Genomic DNA, 26252 nt, shown 5'->3' with positions numbered 1-26252 from the left:
ACGGCAAAAGTAGTGTTTATTCATGAGTGGCAGCCCGACAGGTTGCAGCAACCTTTGCACAAGCTGTCCTCTAAAATGGAAATAGAAACGATCATGCAGTGAAAATGAGTCCGTTTTGTCAGGATATGTACCCCAGAAAAGTAGGTGTTAGCATGAAACGACCCTTCCACAAGGGATGGAATGTGATTCGCCGAATAACCGGCATTGTAATGTGCTTTTTATGTGTCGTTGCCCTGCTCCCCTTACTGCAAGCTGAAGGTGCTGGAATTCAAAGTGCATCTAGGTCCATACTACCCTCTACATTGACCAAAATTACGGCGGAACTTCATTCCGACACTTTGGCTCCTGATGCAGTTCAACAATTTGCTCGCGAGCAAGCTATCATCCTAAGTACTGAACATGAAGGGAACCATTGGAATCAAGCTCAATTGGACTTTTATCCCCTCGGTCCAGGCACACGCAGCTGGCTGGTATACGCTAATATTGGAGAGTTACCTGTTGGTTATATGATCATTTCAGTGAACGATCAAGGACAATTGCAGCTTGGCGAATACGGTAAGGGAGAACAACGACCGTACAATATTTCCATGTTAAATCAAGCTCTGGAGCGACAGCAACTGGTCTTGAAGGAGCTAATCTCTGAAGGAGGAAGGCTTCAATTACGTTATGCGCCTCCCCTGCTCGCTTATTGGAAAGTGGAAAGACCTAAGGATGATGCAATCTATATTGACGCGACCAACGGCGATACCTTGCCAGCAGGTGTTCTGAAAGCACTCGATACGGACTCACAGCAGGCTACGAAACAAATGAAGCCCATAAGGTCCATATCTGTACAAGCTGTCGTGATGACGCCCGAAGATTCACCACAAGTCTCCTTGTTGTCCGTTGACTCTATGGATCTGCAGCCTCTGTTTGATCCCGCGGACAATCTGTTATGGATCACGTCCAGATCACTTTCGATCAGCGGCGTAAAAACATTGAATCAGCAATGGAAAGAGCATAAAAAGATCGTTTTCTCTGCGGATCAGCAAAATGTCTTGTATGGCGGGCCTCTGCCTGTCAGTGGTTATCAGATCTGGCGTGACAACCGTGGAACAGTTCAATATCAGTATGTAGCTGTTGGCGGCAATACGTCGGTAAGACGATTTGTACCTCTTCAGACCTTATTGCGGGACGGGAATTTTTATGCTGTGAAACCATGACCCATCCACACAACAAATAAGACGCCTTCCTCTGGTTCTTCATAGGAATGCGTCTTTTTCTTTGGAAGAAGCTATTACCTAGGTTGGTTCTTGGTTCTTGATTACCCTTTTCCTGAAGAGCTCCGTTTCTGCATTTTCCCCTGCGAATTCATCGCTTTTTCCTTTTTCCCAACCCATAGCGATACGGCAAAAGGAATCATTCCAAACCACTTCATGCTCCACGGCTCTTTGGTCTTGCTGCGTCCTTTACGTTCATCCTTCGGTGTGTCGATATAATGAACCACTCGCTCTGTAATGTACTTCACCAGTTCATCACTTTTGGCCATAACCTTCGCCTCCTTAGCTCCGGCAAAGCCGGGGCTTATGTTATCTCTATTGTGTGCAGAAGGGATCATCACTAAACATTTTTTTTGCTGCAAAGAGTATGAAAAACAGAAGAATGCACAGTCTAATGCCAAAGGTATCCATCCACTCACTTTATGGCATAAGATGCCTATTTTAAGAAGGAGCGTGTATTCTCATGTATAAGCTGCTGGCCGCATCGATGGCATTGCTAATCAGCATCAGTTGCATCCCCCTGACCTCCCATGCCAGCGCGGCAAAATTTGACTTAACCGATCTGCCTATATTGCATTCACAACAATCACCCATAAGCCCATCCATGCTGCCGGTAACCGATGGGGATGCCTATCACTCCACTCATCATGCGTTTGCAGCACCTGTGATCCTTCTAGACGTTGGTCACGGCGGCATTGACGGTGGAACAACAGACCATGGCGTACTGGAAAAAGACATCAACCTAGCCATTAGCCAAAAGGTGTATCTTCTGCTTCGCAGCAAGGGTTATGCAGTCATCATCAATCGACTTGGAGACTATGCGCTGAGTGACGAGAATCGCTGGTTAAACAGTCGCTCACGCCATCGCAAGGATTTGGCCCAACGCAAAAGCCTTAGCGAAGAGGTTAGCACCGACATCGTCGTCAGTATCCATGCCAACTGGAGTCCAAGATCATCTGCACGAGGCCCGGTTGTTTTACATCAGAACGAAGGACGAAGCTACATGCTTGCAAGTTCCATTCAGAATCAGCTTAATCAATTGTATGAGACGGAGCGGGATGTTGTATGGGGCAAGCCCTTTTACCTGTTAAATCATGTGAAGCAACCCGCTGTAATTGTTGAAACCGGATTTCTAAGCAATGCACGTGATCGCGCAATGATCAGCGACCCAGGCGAACAGAAACGGATTGCACAGTCCATTGCTAATGGTATTATTTATTATCTGTCGGCAGTTTAGGCTCAGCTTGCCAATGCCAGACATCTCGGACCAGATCACTAATACCGACGAACTCAATCTGGCCTTTGAGCCGGGATACGGATTCATGGACGACAGCAGAGGTATTTAATCCGGTATGGCCAACATGACCGATTACGACACACACATCATTATCGAGCGCACGTTTTGCCGCCAAATCCATTTGCTTGCGAATATGCTGTTTGGAATTATGGTCATCCAGAAAAATATCGTTGCCGACGGGTGGCATGTTTTTGGTGATGGCCAATTCCCCCACCACGGAGCGGAAATTGGTACGACTATCCACAAAAAACAGCCCGCGCTCTCGACATACGTCCAATACAATGGACATGATCCGTTTATTAGAGGTAATTTTGGAACCCATATGGTTATTCATGCCGACAGCATAAGGAACTTCATCAATGGCTTTCTCGACTCGTGCACGCACTTCCTCATCCGTCAGATTGGATGTAATCGCACCTGGGCCGAGCCATTCCGGTCTGCCCTTATTGGGCTCCATTGGCATGTGAACAATCACATCCATTCCTTTTTCATGAGCCGCAATCGCATCTTTCTTCGTCGTTTGTAGGAATGGCATCACGGCCAACGTAAGCTTCACCGGCGTCGCCAAAATTTCAGAAGTGCCTTTCATGTCATTCCCCGCATCATCGATGATAATCGCCATTCGTTTACGCTGCGATTTGTCTGCTGGAGTTTGTAATATCTGACCTGAAGTTGAACCAGGTGCTTGTATTAAGGTTTGCTCCGTTAAAATTTGCTCTGGCACCTGCCCTGAACGAACTTGTGATTCCGCACCGCTGGCAGAAAAGCCAAAACCACAAACCATAAATATCGTACCTGTGAGTACCACTGACATTTTAAATTTCCAGGTGCAGGACCACCCTTTTCGTCCGGCCTTATTCATCCATCGTTCCCTCCTTTGTTCTGTCCCATCATTATTTGAACATTGAAGGGGGAATATGTAGACAAAAAAAGCCTGTTCATTCCAATGGAGCGCTTAAAGCCGCTGCGTTGAACTGACGTAAGCGATATTGGCGAGGAGCCTGACCTGTCAGTTGATGAAAGAGGCGGGAGAAGTAATGAACCGAGCTAAAATGATATTTTTCTGCTATTTGAGTGATACTTAGTGTGGTGTGAAGCAAATCGTACTTCGCCCGTCCAATACGGAAGTGATTCATATACTGGTTGGGAGAGTATCCGGTAGATTTCCTGAACAGCTCGAAAAAATGTCCACGGCTTATATTGAGGTTTTTGTAGTAGATATCCAGCGGCTTGGGTGCTCCGTGAAGTAAGTCCTGATCCAACATTTTAAGCATATGGGCTATGCGGCGATCAGGGATTACATCGTCATTTCCCAGACAGCAGTTTAGAAAATAGTCCATAAACGTCTGAAAATGACGTTGAATCGTCAAACTGCGCATAAACGTTTGCCCATTGGTGTATGAGTCGCTTTTATAAAAATCCTGGAACAGATCCTGCCAGATTCGCAGCGACTCCACCTTTGAAATCTCCCTGAGTTCATACGGAAAGGCTGGGCCCACAAAGGCTTGCTGCAGCACCTGCGGCGGATAACAGATCGGACTGGCTGTCTCAAACACAGCTTTTCGCTCCACATAGTGCCAATCAAAATAACAACACAGATGGACCATGGGGTTCTCCGAATCAGCCACCCACTCATGCAGCTGCCCTGCTGGAATATAGATCAGCGAACCGGGACCAAGCCTGCTGCTCTTTCCATTTGTACTTAATACCCCATACCCTTCGCTGATCAAGTAAATAGAGCTGGTATAACAAATTCTCGGAGAGCTCGACTGTCCTCTTATAAAAGGGTATCGAGTTGCCAAGTAAACATAGGGATGCAAGCAAGCAAAATCCATTGGAAGTATCCTTTCCGACTCCGTTTTTCTCGATATTAACCTTTGATCTGCATGACCGAAAGGTACAATTCAGCATTAGAGGTACATATCATCAGTGCGCCAATTGATCTGACGATCGTGTAAATCATGGACGTCTTGCTAAATACAGCAAACTGCTGTTCCGTTACAGTAATAACTGTACATCGCATGACTTCATGAGGAGGACGACTTGTGCAGAAGAAGGTTAAGCAACCGAAGAGAAGATACGAGATAAACAAGAACAGAGGCTATGAACGTGCGAAGCAGCATCCCATTTCCTTCAATGGTCCTGCGCCGGATTTTTTTGAAGGCGCACTGCTGGGCAATGGAGGACTGGGTATTGTCGTAACAACCCGCCCTGACGCTGTGATGCTCCATTTTGGACACAACAATGTATGGGATATTCGTCTCGCCGAAGAACACCGAGATGAGCTCATGACTTTCCAAGAAGTGTATAACAGGTTTGCTGCTCTGCCAGCAAATTTGCCGCGATTGACAGATCATCCGTGGTACAAACAGTATTGTGAGATGGCCGGACAAAATTACAGTAAAGCTTATCCAAAGCCCATGCCGTGCGGCTCACTGCTGCTGCGGTATGATCGGCGAAAGGCCGAAGTCATCGGCCATACCATTGATATTGCTAGTGGCCTTTGCACGATTGATTTCCTGATCGATGGCAAACCTGCGGTATTCGAACTCTTTGTAGAAGGAGAGCACGACCGGGTCTGGATGAAGGTAAGTGATGCCGCTACGGGTGCTCCGATTCCCTTATTCGAGGAGATAAAGCTGATTCCTGATCCCGAAACACCGCCTGAATTTCCTCAAGCAGCAGTCGTAATTAGCGAAATGACGAGTATACAGTCTTTCACGCAAATTTTGCCGCATGTTGAGCATCCCGTTGTTCCCTATACCACACATGAAAAAGATCGAGCTTTCCGGCTCGCTGTTAGCTCGACTGGATTAACTGCAATGAAAGAACATCCTTTGCACAATCAGACACCCGTAGTCAACGGCACTCCTCTGGGAGAACCTGAACACGGCTTTCTGGCCTGCGCAGAGCTGTGGGAAGGCCTTTATAGCGAACTCATTGACGAGGCCCACCCGCCAGGACTATCCTCCTTTAGTCAGGCTAAGGAAGAATCGAATGTAATGTGGCGTGATTATTGGAGCCGCTCCTCCGTCGCACTCGAAGATGAATTTCTGGAGCGGATCTGGTACCACAATCTTTACTTTTTTAATTGTGCCGTGAGAGAAGGCGTTACCTGTCCAGGTCTGTTCGCCAACTGGAGCTACCGAACCATCGGCGCAGACTGGCATGGGGATTACCACATGAATTACAACACACAGCAGCCATTCTGGCTCGCATTCTCCAGCAATCATCTCGACAAACATCTTCCCTACGTGGATATGGTTGATCACGTTCTTCCCATCAGTCGTGCGTGGGCACAGGAGTATTACGGACTGAGCGGAGCTTATTTCCCCCATTCAGCCTATCCAGTTGAAATGTCCATGATGCCCTACCCGGTCCCGCACTGGGGATGGGAAATCTGTGAGACGCCTTGGACCGTGCAAAGTCTATGGTGGCACTATCTGTATTCCATGGACGAGACGTTCCTGCGTGATCGTGCATTTCAACCCATGAAGGAAGCGGTGCTGTTCATGGTCGATTACATGAATCGTCCAGAAGCACAGGGTGAACGATGGGGAGATGGTAATTATCACATTTTTCCCACGGTGGTGCCGGAGCTATATGAGATTACACCCGGCTTTGCCAAAAACAAAGACTGCCTGATTGACCTCACCCTGACGCGATTTCTGTTCAATGCGTTCACTCAGGCTTGCGTTGCCCTTGAAAGGGAGGAGTCCGAGCAGGAGCTGCTAGAGAAAGTAAAAGAGATTCTGAGCCATTTCCCTTCTTATCCCACAGCCGAATCCCGCAACGGTCCCGTCTTTGTGTCGGTGGAGGGGGAGAATCCCGATGTAGTCTATAACGTCCCGATTCCAATTACGACTGTATTTCCGGGTGAAGATCACGGGCTTCATTCGCCAGAAGAGGAATACCGGACCGCAGTAAACTCCTACCTTAATCACCGCAACGAAGGTGGGAATGAACTGGTATTCTACCATCTTGCCGGAGCCCGGCTTGGCGTGTTGGATCTGGAACGCTTCAAGCGCCAAATCCAGTATTGTCTCCTACCAAACGGTACTTGTACAGATCGGGTCTTGATGAGCGGTGGTCGCTATGCTGACACGGAGAACTTCGATTTCATGTCCCGCATGGGCATCTGGTTCGAAAATTTCTCCCTGCCTGCCGTGATCAATGAATGCCTTCTTCAAAGTTATAATGGTATCCTGCGTTTCTTCCCCAACTGGCCAAACGGTCAACAAGCAGAGTTCCACACCCTCCGTGCAGTGGGAGGCTTCCTTGTGAGTGCGGCTTTTGTGGATGGGGAGACGGACTGGATCGAGATTGAGAGCGAAGCGGGTACTGCACTTTCCTTCTATATTCCATGGGCAGAAGGGGCATTGTGCTCCCTCCCTTCCGGTGAGCAATATATACTGTCTGGTCAGGTTGGCAAGATTTCAACCGTAGCAGGAGATGTTATCTCCATTGTCAAAGCGGTTTAGCTCATCTTGTAAAATGTGTCCATAAATAAGAAGCGTCCCGGACTAACCCGGGACGCTTCTTATTACCAAATTACACTTCAATTACTTGGAAGACCACAGTTCCATACGCTGAGCATATTTCTCGTTTATGATATCTTCCACATTCTCATCGCCAGCCTTCTTCATATCCTCCAGCATCTTGTCAAATACGGAGTTGGCTTCAGCTTCACTTGGAGCAATAATGGCTCTCGTAATGCTCTGATCCATAATATCCTTCACCTTCTGGGCCGTCAGTGCTTGAGGTGTTCCCCCATCCGGATTCAGGTTATCGTACTGTGCTGTATCCCATACGGAATCACCAAGACTCTTGAGGGCCAGTTCATCCACTTCACTGCGTTGGAATTTGACTGCCATGTCATACGGCTGTCCATTTGGATCCAGACCATTTTTGACAAACCATAACCATTTACGAACGCCACTTTTCTTCACCGTATCATCCCAATTATCCTTGAAGCTTTGCAGGAATGCAGGGTCCGGTTGTCGCTTGCCATCCACCTTGGTGTATTGTTCGCCTTCCTTACCCCACAGCAGCAAATGCTGTCCTTCATCACTCGCCAGATAATTAAACAGCTTTATCGTTTCTTCCGGGTGTTTGTTGTTTTTGGTAATGGCGATTGCATCCCATCCAAGCGAGCTTCTTGGGCCAAATGTGGTTTGGGCCGGATCTACACCTGGAGCAACAACCTTGTAGGCGAACAACTGATTCTTTTCCCCGCCATCCTTCTTCAGTGCCGCATTGCCGTTACCTGGGTCCCAATATGCTCCTGGGGTAGCGAATACCGCGCCAGTCGTCAGCTTTTGAATCCATGTCTGCGTTTTGCTGATCGCAAATTCCTTTTCAATCAGACCTTCTCGATATAACCGATTCATATATAACAGCATTTCACGATATTTGGGGTCCTTGACATCATATTGCAGACGTCCGTTGTTGTCATAATACGTTTTCAAACCCCACATGCCTTTGAATGTTCCCAGATTCGCGCCCATGTTCTCCCCGTTCATCGTCATGGGAATGGACTCTTTGCCATCAATCGTATTGTATTTTTCTTTGAAATTTTTCAGGAGTGCTTCAAATTCGTCTGTGGTGAGGGGCTGTGAACCATCAGCTTTGTCTGGAAGAAACTCTTCCAGCAGATTTTGTCTCATGAGCATACCGAAGACAGGGTCACTGTCGAGTCCATACCAGTTTGCGAGATAGTAGTTCTTGCCGTCTGTATAACGTGTTTTGGTCAAGGTTTCGCCATACATTTCTTTCAGATCAGAACCATACTTTTCAATTAACTCATCTAGTGGAATGAATGCACCGCTTGAAATGTACTTATCAAGGGAAGCGTCTCCCCGACTCATGACCACCACATCCGGATAGTCACCACTGGCGAGCATCAAGCTCAGTTTTTCCGTTGGATTACCTGTTGGTTGTTGGATGGAGATCTCTATGCCCGTTTTTTTGGTGATTTCCTGGGCAATTGCATCGGTAAAAGGTTCTCCTTTGGTATTGCCATCAAACCAGGTCAGCGTAATTGGCCCTTGGTCCCCATCTTTACCCGATGTATTATTCTCCCCATCATTGGAGGAGCAGCCCGCCAGCAAACCAACGACTAATGCAGCCGCAATCCCCATGGTCATCCATTTTTTTGTCTTTGTCATTGACACCCTAATTCCTCCCAATGAATAAATTCCTTTCGTGCTAGATTGAGCATTTTCAAAACGATCTTTGCCCACCCCCTTTCAGGGAAAAGCCAGCGGACAAGCCTTCCCTGCAACCGGATTATGGAATAGATTAACTTTTCACCGCTCCCAAAGTCATGCCTTTGACAAAGTATTTTTGCAGGAACGGATACACCATAACGATCGGTAAGGTGGCTACCATGGTAGCAGCCATTCGAATGGTATCGCTAGAAACAGCATTCCGTTTAGCTGAGTTGGCCAGCATTTGCGATTGTGAAATCATGCCGCCTGTCTGAAATTGATTCAAGATTTTGACGAGCACGGCTTGTAGGGTCTTCAGGTCCGAGCTGTAGGTGAACGCATAGGAATCAAACCAGGCATTCCAATGCCCAATGGCTTGAAAAAGCCCCACTGTTGCAAGTACAGGTGTTGTCAACGGCATCACAATCCGGAAAAAAATCGTCAGATCGTTAGCCCCGTCAACCCTCGCCGATTCTTCAATCTCATGGGGCAGCTGCTCCATAAAGGTACGGACAATAATCATATAGAAGACATTCATCAAACTTGGCAAAATGAACACCGAAAATGTATCGATCATGTTCAGTGCCTTAAGCACCATGTAGAACGGAATGAGTCCACCACTGAAATACATGGTAAAGATAAAGTACAGGTTCCAACCTTTGCGACCAACCAGATTCCGCCGACTTAGCGGATACGCAAGCATCGTAATGACGAGAACCGATAGCGGTGCGCCAATCAGCGTTCGTTTGACGGTTACCCACAGCCCGTTTAAAATCTCGCTATCTTTCAAAATCTGCTGATAGCTGTCCAGGGTCAGGTCCCTGGGCCACAAGTAAACGCCGCCCCGTACCGTATCCTCCGCGCTGTTCAATGAAAGAACGAGTATATTCCAAAACGGAAGAAATGTAACGAGTAATACGAGAATAAGAATGAAATACACAATGATTTTGAAAATACGATCCCCGAATCTGTTCAGAATCATCACAAGCGCTCCCCTCTGTCTTTTGTAGTTAGAACAACGCCTGGTCGTTCACTTTTCTGGAAATCCGGTTCACAATGAGAACAAGAATAAAGGCAACAACGGATTTGAACATCCCCACAGCAGCCCCGTATGAGAACATGCTGTTCTGTAGTCCGTATTTGTAGGCATAAATATCAATAACTTCGGAGTATTCAAGTACGGTATTATTTTGCAGCAGGTATTGCTGTTCAAATCCTGCATTCAAAATGCCTCCGACCGCGAGAATAGCCAATATGACAATGGTAGGGCGCATGGATGGCAGCGTTATATGCCACATTTGCTTAAATCGGCTGGCTCCGTCCACCCTTGCCGCTTCGTATAGCTCCGGATTAATGGAAGCGATTGCGGCGAGATACATAATGGCGCTAAACCCCATCTCTTTCCACATGTTCGACAATGCGATAATCCACCAGAATAGAGGCCCGTTTTGCAAAAATGCGACGGGTTCTTTGACAATGCCCAGCAGAACCAGAATATTGTTAAGCATTCCATCCGAAGCCAGCAGCGTAATCACAATGTTGGCTGCGATAACCCATGAGATAAAATGCGGCAGATACGAAACCGTCTGTACAAAACGTTTGAAAAATCCCTGTCTTGCTTCATTCAGTACAAGCGCGAGAATGATTGGAGCAGGAAATCCGAAGAACAGCGTCAGCAAGCTTGTCGCAAGCGTATTACGCATAACCCGATAGAAATCCCCTGTAGTAAAGAAATACTCAAACCATTGGAAACCTACAAATTCGGCATGAAAGAACTGGTAAAAGAACGATCCCCCACCCGGCTGATAATTCGTAAACGCCATATACAGTCCAAACATCGGACCATAGGAAAATAACAATGTGGCAATGAAGGCAGGAAGCATAAGCACGAATAACCATTTTTGCTCTTTTAGTCTGCTTATCAGATTATTGCTCCTGACTGTTTTGATAGCGCTTACCTTATGCATTAAATACCCTCCCTTTTTCTATACAGCAGCATGGCCAGCCATATCTTGATCAACTTCTCTCCTATTTATCATAAATTTGACGCCAATCGCTTGCCATAGTCGAATTCTCCGAAAGATACCGCTTTTTAAAGATGTTTTTGTAAAAAGTGAGGATTGGATTTCCATATTCACTCTGCTATGATGAACTGTGCAACGAATAATCAGTCAAGAGAGGGCTCCCGAATGCGCCAATTCTATCGAAAATACATATACATGCCTTTTGTTAACCTGAGCTTTCGTTCCAAGCTATTTATGGTATTTGTACTCGTCACCATCATTCCGATGATGCTATTGGTTTATTTTTCCTATGAACTTACCAAAACGAAACTTACCGAGCAGATCTACATCAATATGACAAACTCAACAGCTCAGATCACCAAAAATCTGGAGAATAAACTGGACAGCTATGAACATATTTCCGCCTCCATTTATTTGGATAACCGCCTTGCCAATTACCTTACAAACGAGTATCAGGATGATCCATCTTATCTGGATGTCTATAATTATATTGGCAATCGAATTGATACGGTGATGGCTGCCTACCCTGATTTTGATAGCGCATTCATTTATTCGGACAATCCATCGCTGCCCAAAGACAATTATTATATCCGGCCAATTACACCCGAAGTTCAGAACACGGAACTGTTCCACAAATTGCAACAATCCTATGGGAACATTATTCATCTCTCATCGCCGCAGACCGAGAATGGTCCCGCCATGTTCACGCTTGCCCGGCTGCTGAACAACAATAGTAATCAGTATCCCTACGGCATGCTGGTCTTTCAAATTTCCGAGTCTGTCATCTATTCTCTTATGGAAAAAGAAGCAGGCGGTAAGGATATCTTTATTATCAATGACAAAGGTATTATTTTATCTTCAGCAGACAAGCAGTTAATCAACACAAGCTTGCCCAAATTGCTTCATCAGAATTTTGACGAAACACCTTCAGGCAGATTTGATACAACGTATCAAGGTGTGAAAGCTCTGGCCGTTTATAATACGCTCAAAAACGGCTGGAAAACGGTATCCATCTTCCCTTATGACAGTATTATCAAAGATGCCAAATCTCTCTCTCAGCTTATTATCAAAATTTCACTGGGCTTCATCGGTGTGGCGCTGTTGCTCATTTATATTACCGCATCGCTGTTCAGCAAACGCATCAGGACGTTAATACGGATGATTCGACGCATTGAACGGGGGGATTTCAATCCTACCCATGAGGAACAAATGGGCAGTGATGAGATAGGGCAGCTTCACTTTGCATTTGAGCAGATGACAACCCGGTTGAAAAGTCTGGTTACGGAGGTCTACCAGAAGGAGCTACAGAGCAAGGAAGCCGAGCTTGACCTGCTTCAAGCTCAGATCAATCCTCATTTTCTGTATAACACACTCGGCTCGATCTCCTCTCTGGCCGTAAAGCATCAGGATCCCCAGATTCAGGATATGGTCCTTCATCTGGCCAAGTTTTATCGGATATCCCTGAATAAAGGAAAGAGCATCCTGACGATCAATGAGGAATTGAAACTGACGCAGAGCTATAATGCCATACAGCTTATTCGATTTAAAGGCAAGCTGAACATCATTTACACGATAGATCAATCGATCCTGCCCTACTCGACCGTGAAGCTTGCGTTACAGCCTTTTGTGGAGAATGCAGTCATTCACGCTCTTTGGAATCAGGATCGGCCCCTAAATATTCATATCAAAGGCGTCATCGAGAACAACAGTATTATTTTATCTGTTATAGACGATGGAATGGGCATGCGGCGTGAGACGCTTCAGTCTTTGTTTGAAGAAAAAGAAGGACGAGGCTATGGCATTTCAAATGTGGATCGGAGAATTAAGCTGAAATTCGGTGAATATTACGGTGTTAAAGTGTATAGCAAACTAGGCATGGGAACCACGGTCCAAATTCGTCTGCCACAAAAAGAGATCCAATAAAAAAGGAGTGCAATGCAGCCACTATTGGCTTGCAAAGCACTCCTTTTAAACCATTCTACAGCATCCTTTATACCTGCTCACGGATACGATACACCAGGCTGTCGAAATCGCCGCGTAGAGGCAATTCCACCCCGATGTTCATCAGCGCACGGCCACTGACCGATAATCCCAGCTCTTCAACGAGATAGGTCTTGTCAGCCTGAAGACCTGCCAAACGCAGTCTAGGCAACGGTTCACCCAGCTTCTGCGAGTGAAGAAAAGCGAACAGCACATGATCACTTGCGGCAGTATTACTGTACTGGACAGCCGTAACCCCCTTATGACGAAGCGCAGTCAGGCGGAATTGTCTGCCGAATTGGACGAGGTGGCGAATAGCTTTGTACTGTCCGATGAATTCCCCGGACTGCTCGATCCATTCATCACTCCACTCGTTCAGATTGGAGCCAATACCAAGCGTACCCATCATTGCACTGTGGAAACGATACTTCAGGGAGACGTTTCGACCGTTCATTCCTGTAGGTGACTCGGTTACCCAACAGGTCATCATACGTGGTGCATACGTATAGGAGAAGCCTTCCTGAATGCTCAGACGGTCGAACGCATCCGTATTGTCACTCGGCCAGGATTGGTCCGCATAACGGAAGATGCCCAGATCAATCCGCGAGCCACCTCCTGCACAAGTCTCAAACTCCACATCCGGGAACTTGGCTCTCAGCTGTGCCCATATATCATAGAGACTCTGGACATGCCTTACCCATACTTCTTTCTGGCGGTTAATCGGATGACCCTTCATGCCAGGCTCCGTGATGGTCCGGTTCATGTCCCATTTAATGAACTTAATCTCATGGTTGCCAAGCAGTTCGGTCATAAAATGGATAATGTATTGCTTAACCTCCGGCTTGGAAATATTCAGCAGCAGCTGATTGCGAAGCTCCGTACGTCCCCGGGTCTCAAAATGATATACCCAGTCTGGATGTTCTCTATAGAGATCACTATCCGGGTTGACCGACTCCGGCTCTACCCATATGCCGAATTCCATCCCAAGACCGTGAACCCGATCAATCAGCTCAACCAGTCCGTTCGGAAACTTCTCCTTATTCACGTTCCAGTCGCCCAACCCCGCTCGGTCGGAATGCCGCTGCCCAAACCAGCCGTCATCCACGACGAATAGCTCCACACCCATTTTGGCTGCCCGCTCGGCAAGTGCCATTTGGTCCTGTGCGTTAACATCGAAGTAGGTCGCTTCCCAGGAGTTGTACAGCACTTTCCCGATTTCACTGCGAGGCAGTATGTAATTATATTGATATTGATGCAAGCGGTGGCTCATTCCGCCAAAGCCTTCTGGGCTGAATCCGCCGACAAAGACAGGCGTCTCAAACGTTTCGCCCGCACCCAGCAACCATTCATTGTCAAAATCATTGATGCCACCTGTCACCCGCACATGCGTGAATGGGGTCTTCTCAGCCACAATCTTCCAGTTTCCACTCCAGGCCAGAGCACCAAACCATACCCCGCCGCCGCTTTCTGTCGAAAGACCATCATCAATCGCAAACCATGGGTTAGCATGACCGTCCGTGAAACCTCTCCGCGATTCAAGTAGCTTTTTTCCCTCTGTCAAAATGGTATTGCGCAGTTGGAATTCACCCGACCATTTCCCCGTAACATGCGTCAGGCGGTAATCCTGGAGATATGGCAAAGTCCAGGCTGCGGATTGCATGCTTTCCAGCACGATATCCTCCTGTCCCGTATTTACGATTTTGGCATAACGCTCCACCAGATCAAATTCCGGGATGACCCGATATATTAACTGCGTTTCAAGTGCATACACCTGATCCTTCAATGTGATCATCAACGTCTGTCTGCCATCCTGTTCAATGATCTCGTGACGGTCATACTTTACCTGAAGATCACGGACACCATCAGACATACGCAGCTTCAAAGATGGCTCTGTATAAGATGCTCCTCCCCAGAAGCTGTACTCCTCCACCTCTCCTTCCACTTCCGCGTCAAAAGAGCTGTGGGATTGTAGATGGAGCAACGGAGCGCTGTCCTCGATGTCCACGGGGTTACCCCAATACAGATGCTGGAGGTGTTCCCTCTCATTAATTCCGAAAATGTAGGACGAATTTTGCGTCTGCATTGCAAATATACGTAGTTGTTCATTATATTGAATCGTCAAGTTTATCATCCTTTCGAGTTCCTGTTACCCTCGTGCTGTGTGTTGTGAACATACATATTATTGTAGGAAGCAGGTGTTAAATTAGCCATATCGCATTCTTACAATCCATAGGGGAAATCATCTGTCATCTCAAAGTTATGAAAATAAGGCTGCGATGCAATTCGCAGCCTTATAGCTTACTTCAAAATCAGGTTATAGATGACCTGAGCCGCCTCTGCACGGGAAGCTATCCCTTTAGGCAGGAACTGCCCTTGTTTTTGGCCTTGAACCAGTCCTAGTCGGGCTGCATCCTTCACCGAAACAGCTGCCCATGAAGAAACCTGAGCCATATCGGTAAACAAGATGTCTGTAGAACCAACAGGCACTTTCCCATCATTCAGTTCGTATGCTTTCATCAGCATCACCGTAATTTCTTCACGGGTAATCTGTGCGTCCGGCTGGAAACGGGCTGCGCTTCGGCCGTTGACAATACCGGCTTGGGTCGCAATCGAGATGGGTTCCGCGTACCAGGCATCTGTCGCTACATCTGTAAATTGTACTTTCCCCGCTGCGGTCAGTCCCAGAGAATGAACGAGCATGGCAGTGAATTCAGCGCGAGTGACTGCCCGTCCTGGCTCAAATTGATCCGCGTTTGTGCCTTCGACATACAGCTTAGCTGCCAACTCCTTGATTACAGAGCTGGCCCAATGATTGGCCGGAACATCGGCAAACGTCCGATTCAGTTCCAGAACGGCATACTTGCTGAAGTGGCTCACTTCAGTTGTTAATACGCCATTCACATAATCCGATTTGAGAAATTCCAATTTCCCATTTTCGTTAATATAATATATTCCTCCCTGTGAAGGATCGAAGCCTTCAGCCGCTGCCAGACTCAGCGTAACCGGATGATCAAACGCAGAGAGTGTTTCGGTTGCACCAGATTGGTTTGTTACCGAAAGGCTGAATTCATAGATTTCACCCTTAAGGGAAACCGTTGCCCGGGAAGATGATTCCGCTGCAGCAACGACCTCCTTGGCCTTGCTGCCAAGCGGAACCATTTTCAAGGAAATCGTACTATCTTCCTGCTGCCCCGCTGGTAGCTTGCTCAACAGCTGCTGGAACAAACTCGCAGGTATTTGCAGGCTTAGCTTCTCTGATTTCACTTCCAATGTATGGTTGCCGAGCTGGCGTAAAACAGCAGATGATAATTGTAGCTCCTGTGTACCCGCTTTGATATCCACTACGGCTTTCCCTGCCCCACTGTCCACTTTCAGCATATCGGCTGTGATGACCCGTTTTACTGTATCGTTCTCCGAAGTCGCCCTGCTGCCGGAGTTCCCGCTAGTATTATTGGTATTGCCATTGTTGCCAGAATTGCTTGGGTTACTTGGGTTACTTGGGTTACCTGGGTTTCCTGGATTTTCCGGATTGACTGGTTTTTCGGTCAATTTAACCAACTTCGATGCAGCCGGTCCAAGCGAGATGGACCATGAACCCGTGGCTGACGAAGATTCACCTGTCCACAAATCTTGTAACGTGTAGGATTTGGATTCATTCAATCCGGCACGACCCAAATGAATCGTTTTGTTCGCTGAACTATTGCCGCTGTAATTAAATACGGCAAGGTAATAATCATTGCCGTCTTTCAGAACAAACGTATCTGCAGCATTTGCATTCGTATTCCCTTCAAGCGGCTTGAATGCTTTTCCTTTCAGCGCCACCTGAAGAACATCCGTATTATTGTACAATGCTGTCATGTATTCCTGTGCCTTGGGATCGTTCACATCATCAGAATCCATCATCACCGTGCCGGCAATCACACCGGAATTCACCCGGCTGCGGGCTTCCTCTAGGCTTGAAGCACTGCTTAATGCCAAATGATCTGGGTCTGTATAAGAATAGATCGTTCCATTTTGCCAGAAACCATATGTCAATGAATTGAGCATGTACTCCGTCTCATTGATTTTGCCATAGGTGTCACAAGAGATCCGTCTGCTATGCGCATACTGACTTGGAAAGATCGGTGCAATGGACGCACTAATAAACATTTTTCCATCCAATCGCTCTTCAACATAACGCATCCCTTCATTGTAAGCCTGGATTCCTGTCGTCACCGTTGTATCATAATGCTGGCCTTCCAGTGAGCCATGGGTAAGGAAGTCGAGTTTGATGAATGTGAATCCAAGTGATTTAAACTTATCCAGAAAATAATTCATGCGCATTTGACTCCCCGGATGTGTCACATCCAGTGCATATGCTCCATCCAGTGTAGGCAGAGGTTTCCCCTCAGCATCCTTAAGCACAATATCACCATACGTATATTGCCCGTTGGTACCATCTACTTTTTGGCTCATATCGTTGCCCCAATACACAAATGGTCCCCAATAGATGCCTGCATGCTGACCATTGCCCTTAATTACAGATACAGCTTGGGCAAGCTCAGCATCACTTAGATTGTCCCAGTAGGAATCCATATTAATGAATACATTGCCGTTATTGTTGAACTTCTTAAGATTGTTCTTGAAATAATTGGACACATCCACTACGTTCTGATACGAAAGCCCGCTATCATAAGCTCCCCAGCTATTCCAACCTACTGGAACACCCTGTGGCAGCTCCGGATTCAACGCCAGCGGAGGAGTAATAATCGCATTGGCTTTTCCGTATTCCTCAAGTCCTGTACGGTAGTCACTGAAACCACCTACCATAATCAGCGGTGAGGACAGTTCAGTACCAGTCAGGCTGCCATGTGGCTGGGTATCGCGAGTAACGTCACTCGCTGCACCACCATACACAGCAAATTCATTCAGACGATTAGCTGAGCCTTTCCAGTCAATACCTGTCTTCCATGTGTCATGGGTTACTGAACCGATCACAAGACCGTTACGTGTTGAGTTATTGAATACCGTTGTCATTTCGTAACTGGTATCCGCCCGGTTCATCGTTTGAGATTTATAGCGAATCCATGCATCGTTATCAAAAGGCACCGTAAGCACGCGGTTATCCGAGCTGACGCCGATATCCACGCCACCCGCATTTTTCACGGTAATTGGGGACATGTAATTACTCTGGATCTCTGTATCACTGATGGCGTCCAAACGGTTGAGGAAATAAGACTTATCTTCATAAAACCGATAGACCTGCTTCAGGGTTGGTTTGCCAGTTGACGTATGAACAAAGTTCAACTCAATGCCTTTGCCGAATCCATCCTGAATCTCCAGCGGTGCTCCACCGCTCGCATGACTCTCATAACCTTTGGTTTCCAAAAGGCTCTCGCCAAGTTTAATGCTGCTGAAAATCCCCCGCATCTTCTGCCCTTCTGCCCAGCTATAGCCGACGAATCCAGTCTGGGTATTATAAGACACTTCGTATTGTCCATTCGATACCAGAAGACCATGAGTGTAATCAGTCACCGTGATATCCCCGTATTGTTGCGAGTCACCCGGTGTCCCCAGATCGTCATCTCCTTCACCTGGATTTTCGGGTTCTGTCTCTATCGCAGGCTCGACGATAATCCGGTCCAGATCGGGAGAATAGCCATTGTTGTCGGAAAAGGTAATCGTATTCTCGCCTTCAGTTAATGGGAGTGTAAGATCATACGTACCTACCGTATCCCAATCCGGGGTTTTGGGCAGGTCGTGGTACTGCTCTTCCCCACCATTTGCATGGACATAGAAACTCCGCGGATCACCGGAAAAATAATCTACCTTAACGCGGTAATCACCTGTCATGGGGGCTATAATTTTATTGAACGTCAAAGAGCTCCCGCCATTCAGATAGCCGACCTTTTTGCCACCGGAAGCATTCGGACTCTCTGTTACACGTGCTTCACCAGTCAGCGTATTGCCCGGATCTTCGGCTTCATAGCTAAGCGTATACGGGATGACTTCAATTCGGTCAAAATCGGGGGAGTACCAATCATGATCCGAGAACGTAATGGTATTAACTCCCTTATGGAGGGAAGCTTCCGCATCATATGTGCCTACTGTATTCCAGCTTGCCGTTTTGGGCAGATCAATCATCTCATCCGTGCCATTGTTCACCTGCATATAAACAGGACGCTGGTCACCGGAGATATAAGATATCCGGATCAAATATGTACCATCTGCCGGTACAGTAACATTCGTAAATTGCAGTGAACTGTTTTTGTTCAGATCCGTTACTTTTTTTCCGCCTGAACTGATACTGCTGTCCACCACCTTGGCATTGCCTTTCAGAATATTGTCGGCTGCTTCTGCCTCAATGATTGCACCATGCAAGTTTTTCTTCCAGTCGTCTCCGCCCCCTTCTCCCGGGTGGCCACTGTCCAAACCGCGGATCACAATCTTGTCTATGTCAGGAGAATACCAGTTGTTGTCATCAATCAGGATGGTGTTGGTACCCGCGTTCAACGGAAGAGTCACATCATACGTTCCCACCGTATCCCAATCGACTGTCTTGGGCGGTTCTTCAAATTGCTTCTCCCCGCCATTCGCACTAATATTAAACGGCCGCGAATCACCTGAAATGTAGTAAACGGAAATCTTATAATTTCCTGTCTCACTTACAGTAACATTGTTAAATTGCAATGAACTGCCTTGGTACATGCCACCAACCTTTTTGCCGCCTGAAGCCGTCGGGCTATCAGAGATTTTCGCGTTGCCAAGCAAAATATTTCCCTCGGCCTCGGCTTCATAGGTATTCATATCATCGGCGTGAGCTGTTCGGACGAACTGGCCCCCGCCAACTACCAAGCAAAAAATGATTAAGCACACCAATCCTTTTTTCATCATCCGTCCCAACATAACATGCCTCCATTTTCTTTTGATTGAGTCAGGTCTCCATATGCCTATCCTGCGGTGGTTCACAGCCATTATCTGTAATCGCTTTCATAAAGAGCTGCTAAATTCCCCTCTCTCCCCCTTCCTTTCCTATATGCCTAATTGTAAAAAGGAGGAGGGGGATGTTCCATACCACAATGTTACTATTCATACAGGAAAGCCTCTTTCATTTGCCATATCATGGGTTAGTCAGAGGGAGCCTATCCAAAATCATGTTCAAGGAAAACGGGAGGATCATGATCGTTACCAGACAGCCTGTATCGTCATATACTTTTCCTGTATTCGTTGGGTGTTACGCCCTGTGTCTTCAGGAAAAGAGATATAAAATAAGATGTACTTTCATAGCCCACGTTCTGCGCGATATCGTGAATCTTGAGCGAGCCATCTGCCAGCAGTTCCCTGGCTTTATCCAGTCTGATGCGTGTCAGATAATCGTGAATGGTCATCCCTGTTTTGTCCTTAAATATGGATCTCAAATAGTTCGGTGACAAATAGACCTGATCAGACAGGCTGTTAATGGTAATCGGCTGATTGTAATTCTGATCGATGAGGGTGCGGACCTTGTGAATCAATTTTGCATTTTTGTCCATAAACCGCTCACCCAGCATACTCACCGCATCTTCCGCAGTACCGAGAATCAGATCCTCGATCTCATGCAGAGTCAGTGCATTATAGATGGAATGATATAGCTCAGCCCGCTTCGGAACAGGTTTATGAAGCTGCTCCAGCAGCTCATTAACGAGATCTATCGACCAGTCGCAGATGATTTTCTTCTTGACTCGCAGTGTTGCCAATCCCTCAATATACCCGTGCAGCTTCTGTGCGGCCCATTCAAAATCCAGTCGATTAATAGCCTCAAACCATTCCTTTTGTTCAAAAGGGGGCATATGCTCCGTATAAAACTGGTTCGAAAGTGTCTCGGCATGAATAATCGTGCCTGTACCTTCATAGAAACGCTCGTTCAAGATGGTTCGCGTCTGTTCGTACAAACAGTGAATGTTGGATAACTCGGTCTCTTGTCCGCCTACAGCAGCCGTTACCGTAAAATCCAGGGCACTACGAATAGCCTCAGCCAAGTCTTCCCACGCATAATGTCCCGGCTGCTGGGCCGCTTCCATAAATACACCGGTCTCTCCTTCCTTGTAATCCACAAAGATCGCTTTCAGATTCTTCGCTTTGAAGAAATGATCGAGAAAAGACACCAGCCGAGCCGTACATTCCTCCAGACTTTGCTGTTCCTCTTCAGCCTCCTTGGGATCGATACTGAACAAGGCCATTGCATATCGTGTGGTCTCCGATTGTCGGCATAGACGGCTGAAACTACAAGCGAGATCAATAGCACGATCCTCATTTTTTTCGTAAGATAACTCCTTCAGGATATTGGCTTTGGCCGCCTCCATGGAACGGTTCTTCATTGCAACTTCGTCACAACGCTGTTTAACTTTACTGATAACGCTTTCAATTTCGTTTAAATCCAAAGGTTTTAGCATATATCCCACGGCCCCTACGTTGATAGCCGATTTTACATATTGAAATTCATCGTGCCCGGTCAGAAACATCACCTGGATCGAGTCGTAGCTCTCATGTATCTTTCTCGCCAGATCAATACCGTTCATTATCGGCATCTGAACATCGGTAAGAACGATATCAGGCTGGGTGGCCTCGATCTTCTCCAAGGCCTCCCTGCCGTTACTCGCCGTTCCCATGATATAGATGCCCATCTCTTCCCAACGGATATAATCCCTCATCATCTCAAGTCCCAGCTCTTCATCGTCTACCAAAAAAATACTATACATCAACGTCCCCTCCCTTTGTCTCTTTCTGTCTCTATTATATGTTTTTCCCCCCGTGGGACCATGGTCCATATAAATGAAAGTTATTTTCAAGTATAGATCGTTATTTTACCAACTCCAGCTCGCTATTGAAATAGTAACTTTCGCCTGCTTCGGCATGAAGGATCGTTCTATGGTTGCCCCAACAAATGGCGAATGTTCCCGGCGAGAACGTGTGAATGTTCGTAGAGGTCGGCCTTCCATTCTCCCAAACGATGTCAACCTCGGCATTCCCTTTTGCTCTCAACCCGGTTATCGAGCCGGTGCTCCATGCCTGTGGAAGCGCTGGCAGAAGGTGAATCTCGCCCGCATAACTTTGCAGCAGCATCTCTGCTAAGACCGCTGTACCGCCGAAATTCCCATCAATGACGAAAATATTACTCTCTGCTCCAGCAATTCCGGATTTGGAATAGGTGAACAGATTATCGAAGCACAGGCCGCCGATCAAATGTGAGAGGTGTTTATATGCCGTCTCTCCATCGTGCAATCTCGCAAAACCCAGTCCAAACAAAGCAGCTGTAAATTCAACATCCTCCAGCTCTTCCTGGACCATGCGGTTCTCCAGCGTTACTCGTGCTGCCGCACTGAGTTCCGGTGTATGGTCAGGTGTAATCTGATTGTCCGGATACAGCGCATACATATGAGACAAATGCCGATGCTCCGGCTGCACCTCCTCATAATCCTCCAGCCATTCCTGTAACTGGCCTTTCTTGCCGATCTGTAGAGGTGGAAGCTTGCTAATTGCTTCTTCCAGCTTGCGACCGAGTTCCTCGTCTTTATTCAAAAGTTCAACGGAATGAAGACAAAATTCGAAGAGCCTGCGCACCAGCATCTGGTCCATTGTTGTTCCCATAGACAGCTGCTGTGCCGCCTCTCTCGAATTATCGGGATAAAAATGATTCTCCGGCGAATTGGAAGGACCCGTCACCAGCCAACCGTTCCGAGGATGCTCACACATGTAGTCCAGATAGAAGGCCGCGGATTCCTTAAGTACAGGATAGGCCACATTCTCTAGGAAAACACGATCCTGACTATACTCATAATGCTCAATCAGGTGTGTAGCCAGCCATAATCCGCCTGTAACGTTCAGCCCCCATGAGGTCTCCCACCCAGGCAACGTAAAGCCCCATACATTGGAGAAGACATGAGCGACCCATCCTTCGCATCCATATACATTACGAGCCGTTTCCCTGCCCGCCTGTGCCAGATCCTCAACATACCTAAATAACGGAAGATGGCTCTCTCCAAGATTCGTAATCTCTGTGGGGTAATAATTCATCTGGGTATTCATATCAAGGTGATAATCACAGCTCCAGCCCATTCGGCACGCTTCACCATCATTCCAGATTCCCTGGAGATGGAGTGGCAGCGGTGAGTTCTCACGAGAGCCCGCAATGGTAAGATACCGTCCATATTGAAAAAATAATGCAAACAGCTGCGGATCTTCAATCCCCTCACCCTGCTCCAACAAACGAATGCGTTGGTCTGTAGCCAGACCGGATTTCCCCTTGTGCCCCAACTGTATATCTACCTTGTCATATTGCTCGCCGTAATCACGGATATGATCCTCCCTCAGCAAAGCATACCCCTTCTCCAAAGCCCTCATCAGCGTAGACTCGTTCTCTGTTGCCCACTCCTGATCTGTACGGCGATAATCTGTGCTCACACTAAAATAAATCCAGGCCTCATCCGCTCCGGTCACAGTCAATCGACCATCTCTGCTTGCGACCGTCCCCCCGGATATAACCAACTTGACCAAACCCTTGGACCATACGCCGCAAGTCCCATCACTATGTACATTTTCCGTTGCCTGTCCTTGGAATTCAAGCGTGTTGTCGTCTAAGGCTACAACCTTGAATGATTCCGTGCCCGCCTGCAAGCCAAGTGTAAAGGTTACGCTACCCGGAACTTCGCTCCAAACTCTGGAGGCGACGATATCATCGACATTGGAAGCGAAAACTTCACGTCTAATCATGATATTGTCATCCTTCCAGAACGCCCCGGCCAGCGCTTGAGTCAGATCCAGCTCACGTTGGAAAATTCCCTCTTCATCAGAATCCGAATTCTTCTTCTCAAAATCAATCACAACTTCACATAATCCAAGATGGGTACCGAAATTACGTTTCGTTGGCTGCAAATGTTGTTTGGCAAGACGATCTCCTTCATCATAATCGCCGGAGAAGAAATAGCTGCGCATCTCTTCCAGTGCAGCCTTGCCTCCTTCGGAAGGATGCTCCGGGTCAATCCGCCCCGACCAGAAGGTAACCTCGCTCATACTCCATACCTCACGATGCGATGACGCCATAACAACTGCCCCTATTCTTCCATTGCCCAGCGGCAGGCCTTGAGACCAATCCGCTGCAGGGGTTGAATACCACAAAGTAAAATCGTTCATATCATGTCCTCCAGTCCAATAATAAATTTCTTTAGAAATACACTCATTCCCAAAATAGACAAACGCGCGATCTGTGAGATACAAAAGCGCGCGTTTGACTTTGTTTTTTTATATCCTATAACCGTTCACAGCTCTGGGTTGTCATGTCGCCCAGTCAGTTTCCCTTCACGGTCAATCTGAAGATTTTGGATTCCGCCGGTTCCAGCGAGACCGTAAGCTCTCCAGACGTTTCCCCCTGTGAACCTTCCCACAGATCCTGTAAGCGGTATACGGCATAGGCGTTTAGCCCGGCCCGCTCCAGCGAGATGGATTTAACCACTGCTTGTTCAGCATCAAAGTTGAAGACAGCAAGATAGAAACTCTTCTCTTCCGGCGATTCAAGGACAAACACATCAGAAGACAGTTTCCCATAATCACCTTCAACTGGACGGAAGGTTTTCCCCATACGAGCAACGTTCAAAATATCCTTGTTGCCAAGCCATTCTTTTGCTCGTTCGGCAGCTTCCTCTTTACGGAAGTCATCCCCGAGCAGGAGCACCGTACCAGCAATAACTGAAGCGGTCAGACGACTGCGGCCTTCATGCCAGCCGGTAGCTTCCTGGTTGAAGCTCTTGTATAACACGGAATGATCCGGATCATTGTAGCGATAAAGTGTGTTGCTCATCCACCAGCCGTGTGTCAGCGAGTTCAGCATATATTCCGTATCTGCAAGTGTACCGAAGACATCACAGGAAATACGACGGCTGTGGGCAAATGCATATGGAAATAATGGAGCGATGGACAAGTTTATGAAAAATGGACGTCCGATTACTTCTGGTGAGATCTTATGCTGCAAATAAGACATGCCATAGTGATAAGCCGCGATCCCTGTAGTAATATCCGGATTGTGGTGCTGTCCTTCCAGCGAGCCATGTGCCAAGAAATCCAGTTTGATATATTCGAAACCTTCCGCGATGAATTTATCCGTGAACCAGTCAATTCTTTGCAGGTTGCCGGGATGTGTCGGGTCTATTGCCAGACCACCGTCTACATCTGGCAAAATTTCGCCCTCACTGTCACGCAGCAGAATATCTGCATAGGTGTATTTGCCGTTCGTTCCTTCGACCGCCTGACCGAACTGATCAGGCCCGCCCCAGAAGGCAAATGGGGTCCAGTACGTTCCCGCTCTATGTCCATTTTGCCGCACCCGGTCCAGCGCGCTCTTCATCTCTTCCGGCGTAAAATTGTCCCAGAAAGCATCAAAGTTGATGTATAACGTTTCCTCATTCTCGAATCCAAGCGGCTGTACTTCATTTTTCAGAAAATCGCTGGTCGCTGTATACAGATCATAGTCCAGATCACTCATGGCCGCAGACCAGCTGTTCCATCCGATCGGGACACCGCCCTCCCAAGGCAATTGAGCCTCAATCCAGGTATTCGCCTGACCGTAGGCTTCAAGACCTTCACGGTAGTCTTCATAGAACCCGACGAATACCAATGGGGATTCCACTCTTTTTCCCTTCACATAACCATGAGGCTGGGAATCGCGAGTCAGTTCACTCACGGCACCGCCGTACAGATCAAGTCCCTCGATATGTCCGCTTTTTTCGCTTTGGATGCGAATCCCTGTTTTCCATACCTTATGCGTAAGGGAACCCATCACAATTCCCCGGCGGCTGTCAGGCGCGAACAAGGCTGTCGCCTCGTAACTCTCCACATCAAGCGGCGGCTTAACGACCGTATATCTGACCCATTTATCGTTATCAAACGGAACACGCAGAATGCTTGGTTCATCCTGGCCGGATTCTCCGCCGAGCGATATGGTTTTGGATTGGATGACAGCCATGCGATTCGCCTTAAGTTCTTCATCACCGACTATAGCGGTCTGCACCAGTACATATGGTGAAGATTCATACATATAGAAATGCTGCTCCAGTTGCGGCAGCAGCGAAGCTTTATGCAGAACCACCAAGCGGATCCCTTTTCCAAAACCTTCTCGAACAATATCTTCCTGTGCCGTCAGCTCATGGTTCTGATAATGATCCGTGCTGTATTCCCGGCCCTGCCAGCGAAAAGCACTACGAATGCCCTTCACATAGGAAGAATGGTTGCCGATGCAGGACACTTCACCATTTTCCAGATTGATCTCCAGGCTCACGTGGCCATTTGTAACGCTTACAAGATTAACATTCTGTTGCTGCACTTGTACGGCTGTATCGCGAGTTAGCATCATATGCCTCCTTATTGTTGCATGCTGTGCCCTGAGTGGAGCTGGTTACGTCTCTCCTGCCCAAGTCTGCCCTCATTATAAAGACCGAATAGAGCACTTTCCATGCAACGATCTTCCGATCCATAC

At 47.4% G+C, this 26252-nt stretch carries 15 protein-coding genes; 4 read left to right on the top strand and 11 right to left on the bottom strand.

Annotated elements, in window-relative coordinates:
- Positions 1 to 152: 152 nt before the first annotated feature.
- Positions 153 to 1202, top strand: coding sequence for a hypothetical protein (locus tag BMY78_RS06290; RefSeq protein WP_090895699.1), 1050 nt, complete (start codon positions 153 to 155; stop codon positions 1200 to 1202).
- A gap of 101 nt (positions 1203 to 1303) precedes the next feature.
- Here the strand turns inward: BMY78_RS06290 and BMY78_RS06285 are convergent, their stop codons facing one another.
- The gene (locus BMY78_RS06285) at positions 1304 to 1528 is read right to left on the bottom strand and encodes a YqzE family protein (protein ID WP_090895697.1); all 225 of its coding nucleotides are present in this window, start codon (positions 1526 to 1528) and stop codon (positions 1304 to 1306) included.
- Between the two features lie 194 nt (positions 1529 to 1722).
- Here BMY78_RS06285 and BMY78_RS06280 point away from each other — a divergent pair, with 194 nt between their 5' ends.
- Positions 1723 to 2496 (top strand): N-acetylmuramoyl-L-alanine amidase family protein, encoded by a 774-nt coding sequence (locus tag BMY78_RS06280; RefSeq protein ID WP_090895695.1) that lies wholly within the window; start codon positions 1723 to 1725, stop codon positions 2494 to 2496.
- On the opposite strand, the gene BMY78_RS06275 is transcribed toward BMY78_RS06280, so the two are convergent.
- Entirely contained in the window at positions 2471 to 3418 is a 948-nt protein-coding gene (locus BMY78_RS06275) for a divergent polysaccharide deacetylase family protein (RefSeq protein ID WP_256221968.1), read from the bottom strand. The genes BMY78_RS06280 and BMY78_RS06275 overlap by 26 nt on opposite strands.
- Before the next feature lie 76 nt (positions 3419 to 3494).
- Positions 3495 to 4286 carry an AraC family transcriptional regulator gene (locus BMY78_RS06270; protein WP_256221967.1) on the bottom strand — a complete coding sequence of 264 codons (792 nt, stop codon included), beginning with the start codon at positions 4284 to 4286 and terminating at the stop codon, positions 3495 to 3497.
- A gap of 315 nt (positions 4287 to 4601) precedes the next feature.
- Here BMY78_RS06270 and BMY78_RS06265 point away from each other — a divergent pair, with 315 nt between their 5' ends.
- On the top strand, positions 4602 to 7037 hold the full coding sequence (locus BMY78_RS06265) for a glycosyl hydrolase family 95 catalytic domain-containing protein (protein ID WP_090895691.1): 2436 nt from the start codon (positions 4602 to 4604) through the stop codon (positions 7035 to 7037).
- An 81-nt stretch (positions 7038 to 7118) separates the two neighbouring features.
- Here BMY78_RS06265 and BMY78_RS06260 read toward each other — a convergent pair whose 3' ends face one another.
- The 3 genes from BMY78_RS06260 to BMY78_RS06250 all read right to left on the bottom strand — a co-directional run bounded on the left by BMY78_RS06260 (position 7119) and on the right by BMY78_RS06250 (position 10732).
- Positions 7119 to 8723: an extracellular solute-binding protein gene (locus tag BMY78_RS06260; RefSeq protein WP_090895690.1), complete on the bottom strand. Its 1605-nt coding sequence runs from the start codon at positions 8721 to 8723 to the stop codon at positions 7119 to 7121.
- Positions 8724 to 8856: 133 nt separating this feature from the next.
- A complete protein-coding gene (locus tag BMY78_RS06255; protein WP_090895688.1) occupies positions 8857 to 9747 on the bottom strand; it encodes a carbohydrate ABC transporter permease in 891 nt (296 codons plus the stop codon).
- A gap of 28 nt (positions 9748 to 9775) precedes the next feature.
- Positions 9776 to 10732: an ABC transporter permease gene (locus BMY78_RS06250; protein WP_076289390.1), complete on the bottom strand. Its 957-nt coding sequence runs from the start codon at positions 10730 to 10732 to the stop codon at positions 9776 to 9778.
- 222 nt (positions 10733 to 10954) lie between these two features.
- Here BMY78_RS06250 and BMY78_RS06245 point away from each other — a divergent pair, with 222 nt between their 5' ends.
- Positions 10955 to 12712, top strand: coding sequence for a cache domain-containing sensor histidine kinase (locus BMY78_RS06245; protein WP_177185669.1), 1758 nt, complete (start codon positions 10955 to 10957; stop codon positions 12710 to 12712).
- A 67-nt stretch (positions 12713 to 12779) separates the two neighbouring features.
- On the opposite strand, the gene BMY78_RS06240 is transcribed toward BMY78_RS06245, so the two are convergent.
- From BMY78_RS06240 to BMY78_RS06220, 5 genes are all read right to left on the bottom strand, one after another.
- Positions 12780 to 14900, bottom strand: coding sequence for an alpha-galactosidase (locus BMY78_RS06240; protein WP_090895684.1), 2121 nt, complete (start codon positions 14898 to 14900; stop codon positions 12780 to 12782).
- Between the two features lie 167 nt (positions 14901 to 15067).
- On the bottom strand, positions 15068 to 19654 hold the full coding sequence (locus tag BMY78_RS06235; protein ID WP_177185668.1) for an S-layer homology domain-containing protein: 4587 nt from the start codon (positions 19652 to 19654) through the stop codon (positions 15068 to 15070).
- Between the two features lie 299 nt (positions 19655 to 19953).
- The gene (locus tag BMY78_RS06230; RefSeq protein WP_090895679.1) at positions 19954 to 21486 is read right to left on the bottom strand and encodes a response regulator; all 1533 of its coding nucleotides are present in this window, start codon (positions 21484 to 21486) and stop codon (positions 19954 to 19956) included.
- A gap of 100 nt (positions 21487 to 21586) precedes the next feature.
- Positions 21587 to 23917, bottom strand: coding sequence for a glycoside hydrolase family 95 protein (locus BMY78_RS06225; protein WP_090895676.1), 2331 nt, complete (start codon positions 23915 to 23917; stop codon positions 21587 to 21589).
- A gap of 154 nt (positions 23918 to 24071) precedes the next feature.
- Positions 24072 to 26129 (bottom strand): alpha-galactosidase, encoded by a 2058-nt coding sequence (locus BMY78_RS06220; RefSeq protein WP_090895674.1) that lies wholly within the window; start codon positions 26127 to 26129, stop codon positions 24072 to 24074.
- Between the last annotated feature and the right edge of the window lie 123 nt (positions 26130 to 26252).

The organism is Paenibacillus sp. OK076, assembly GCF_900110055.1.
GTDB lineage: Bacteria > Bacillota > Bacilli > Paenibacillales > Paenibacillaceae > Paenibacillus.
Note: the sequence above shows the minus strand (reverse complement) of the source record. Positions and strands in the feature narration are given on the sequence as shown.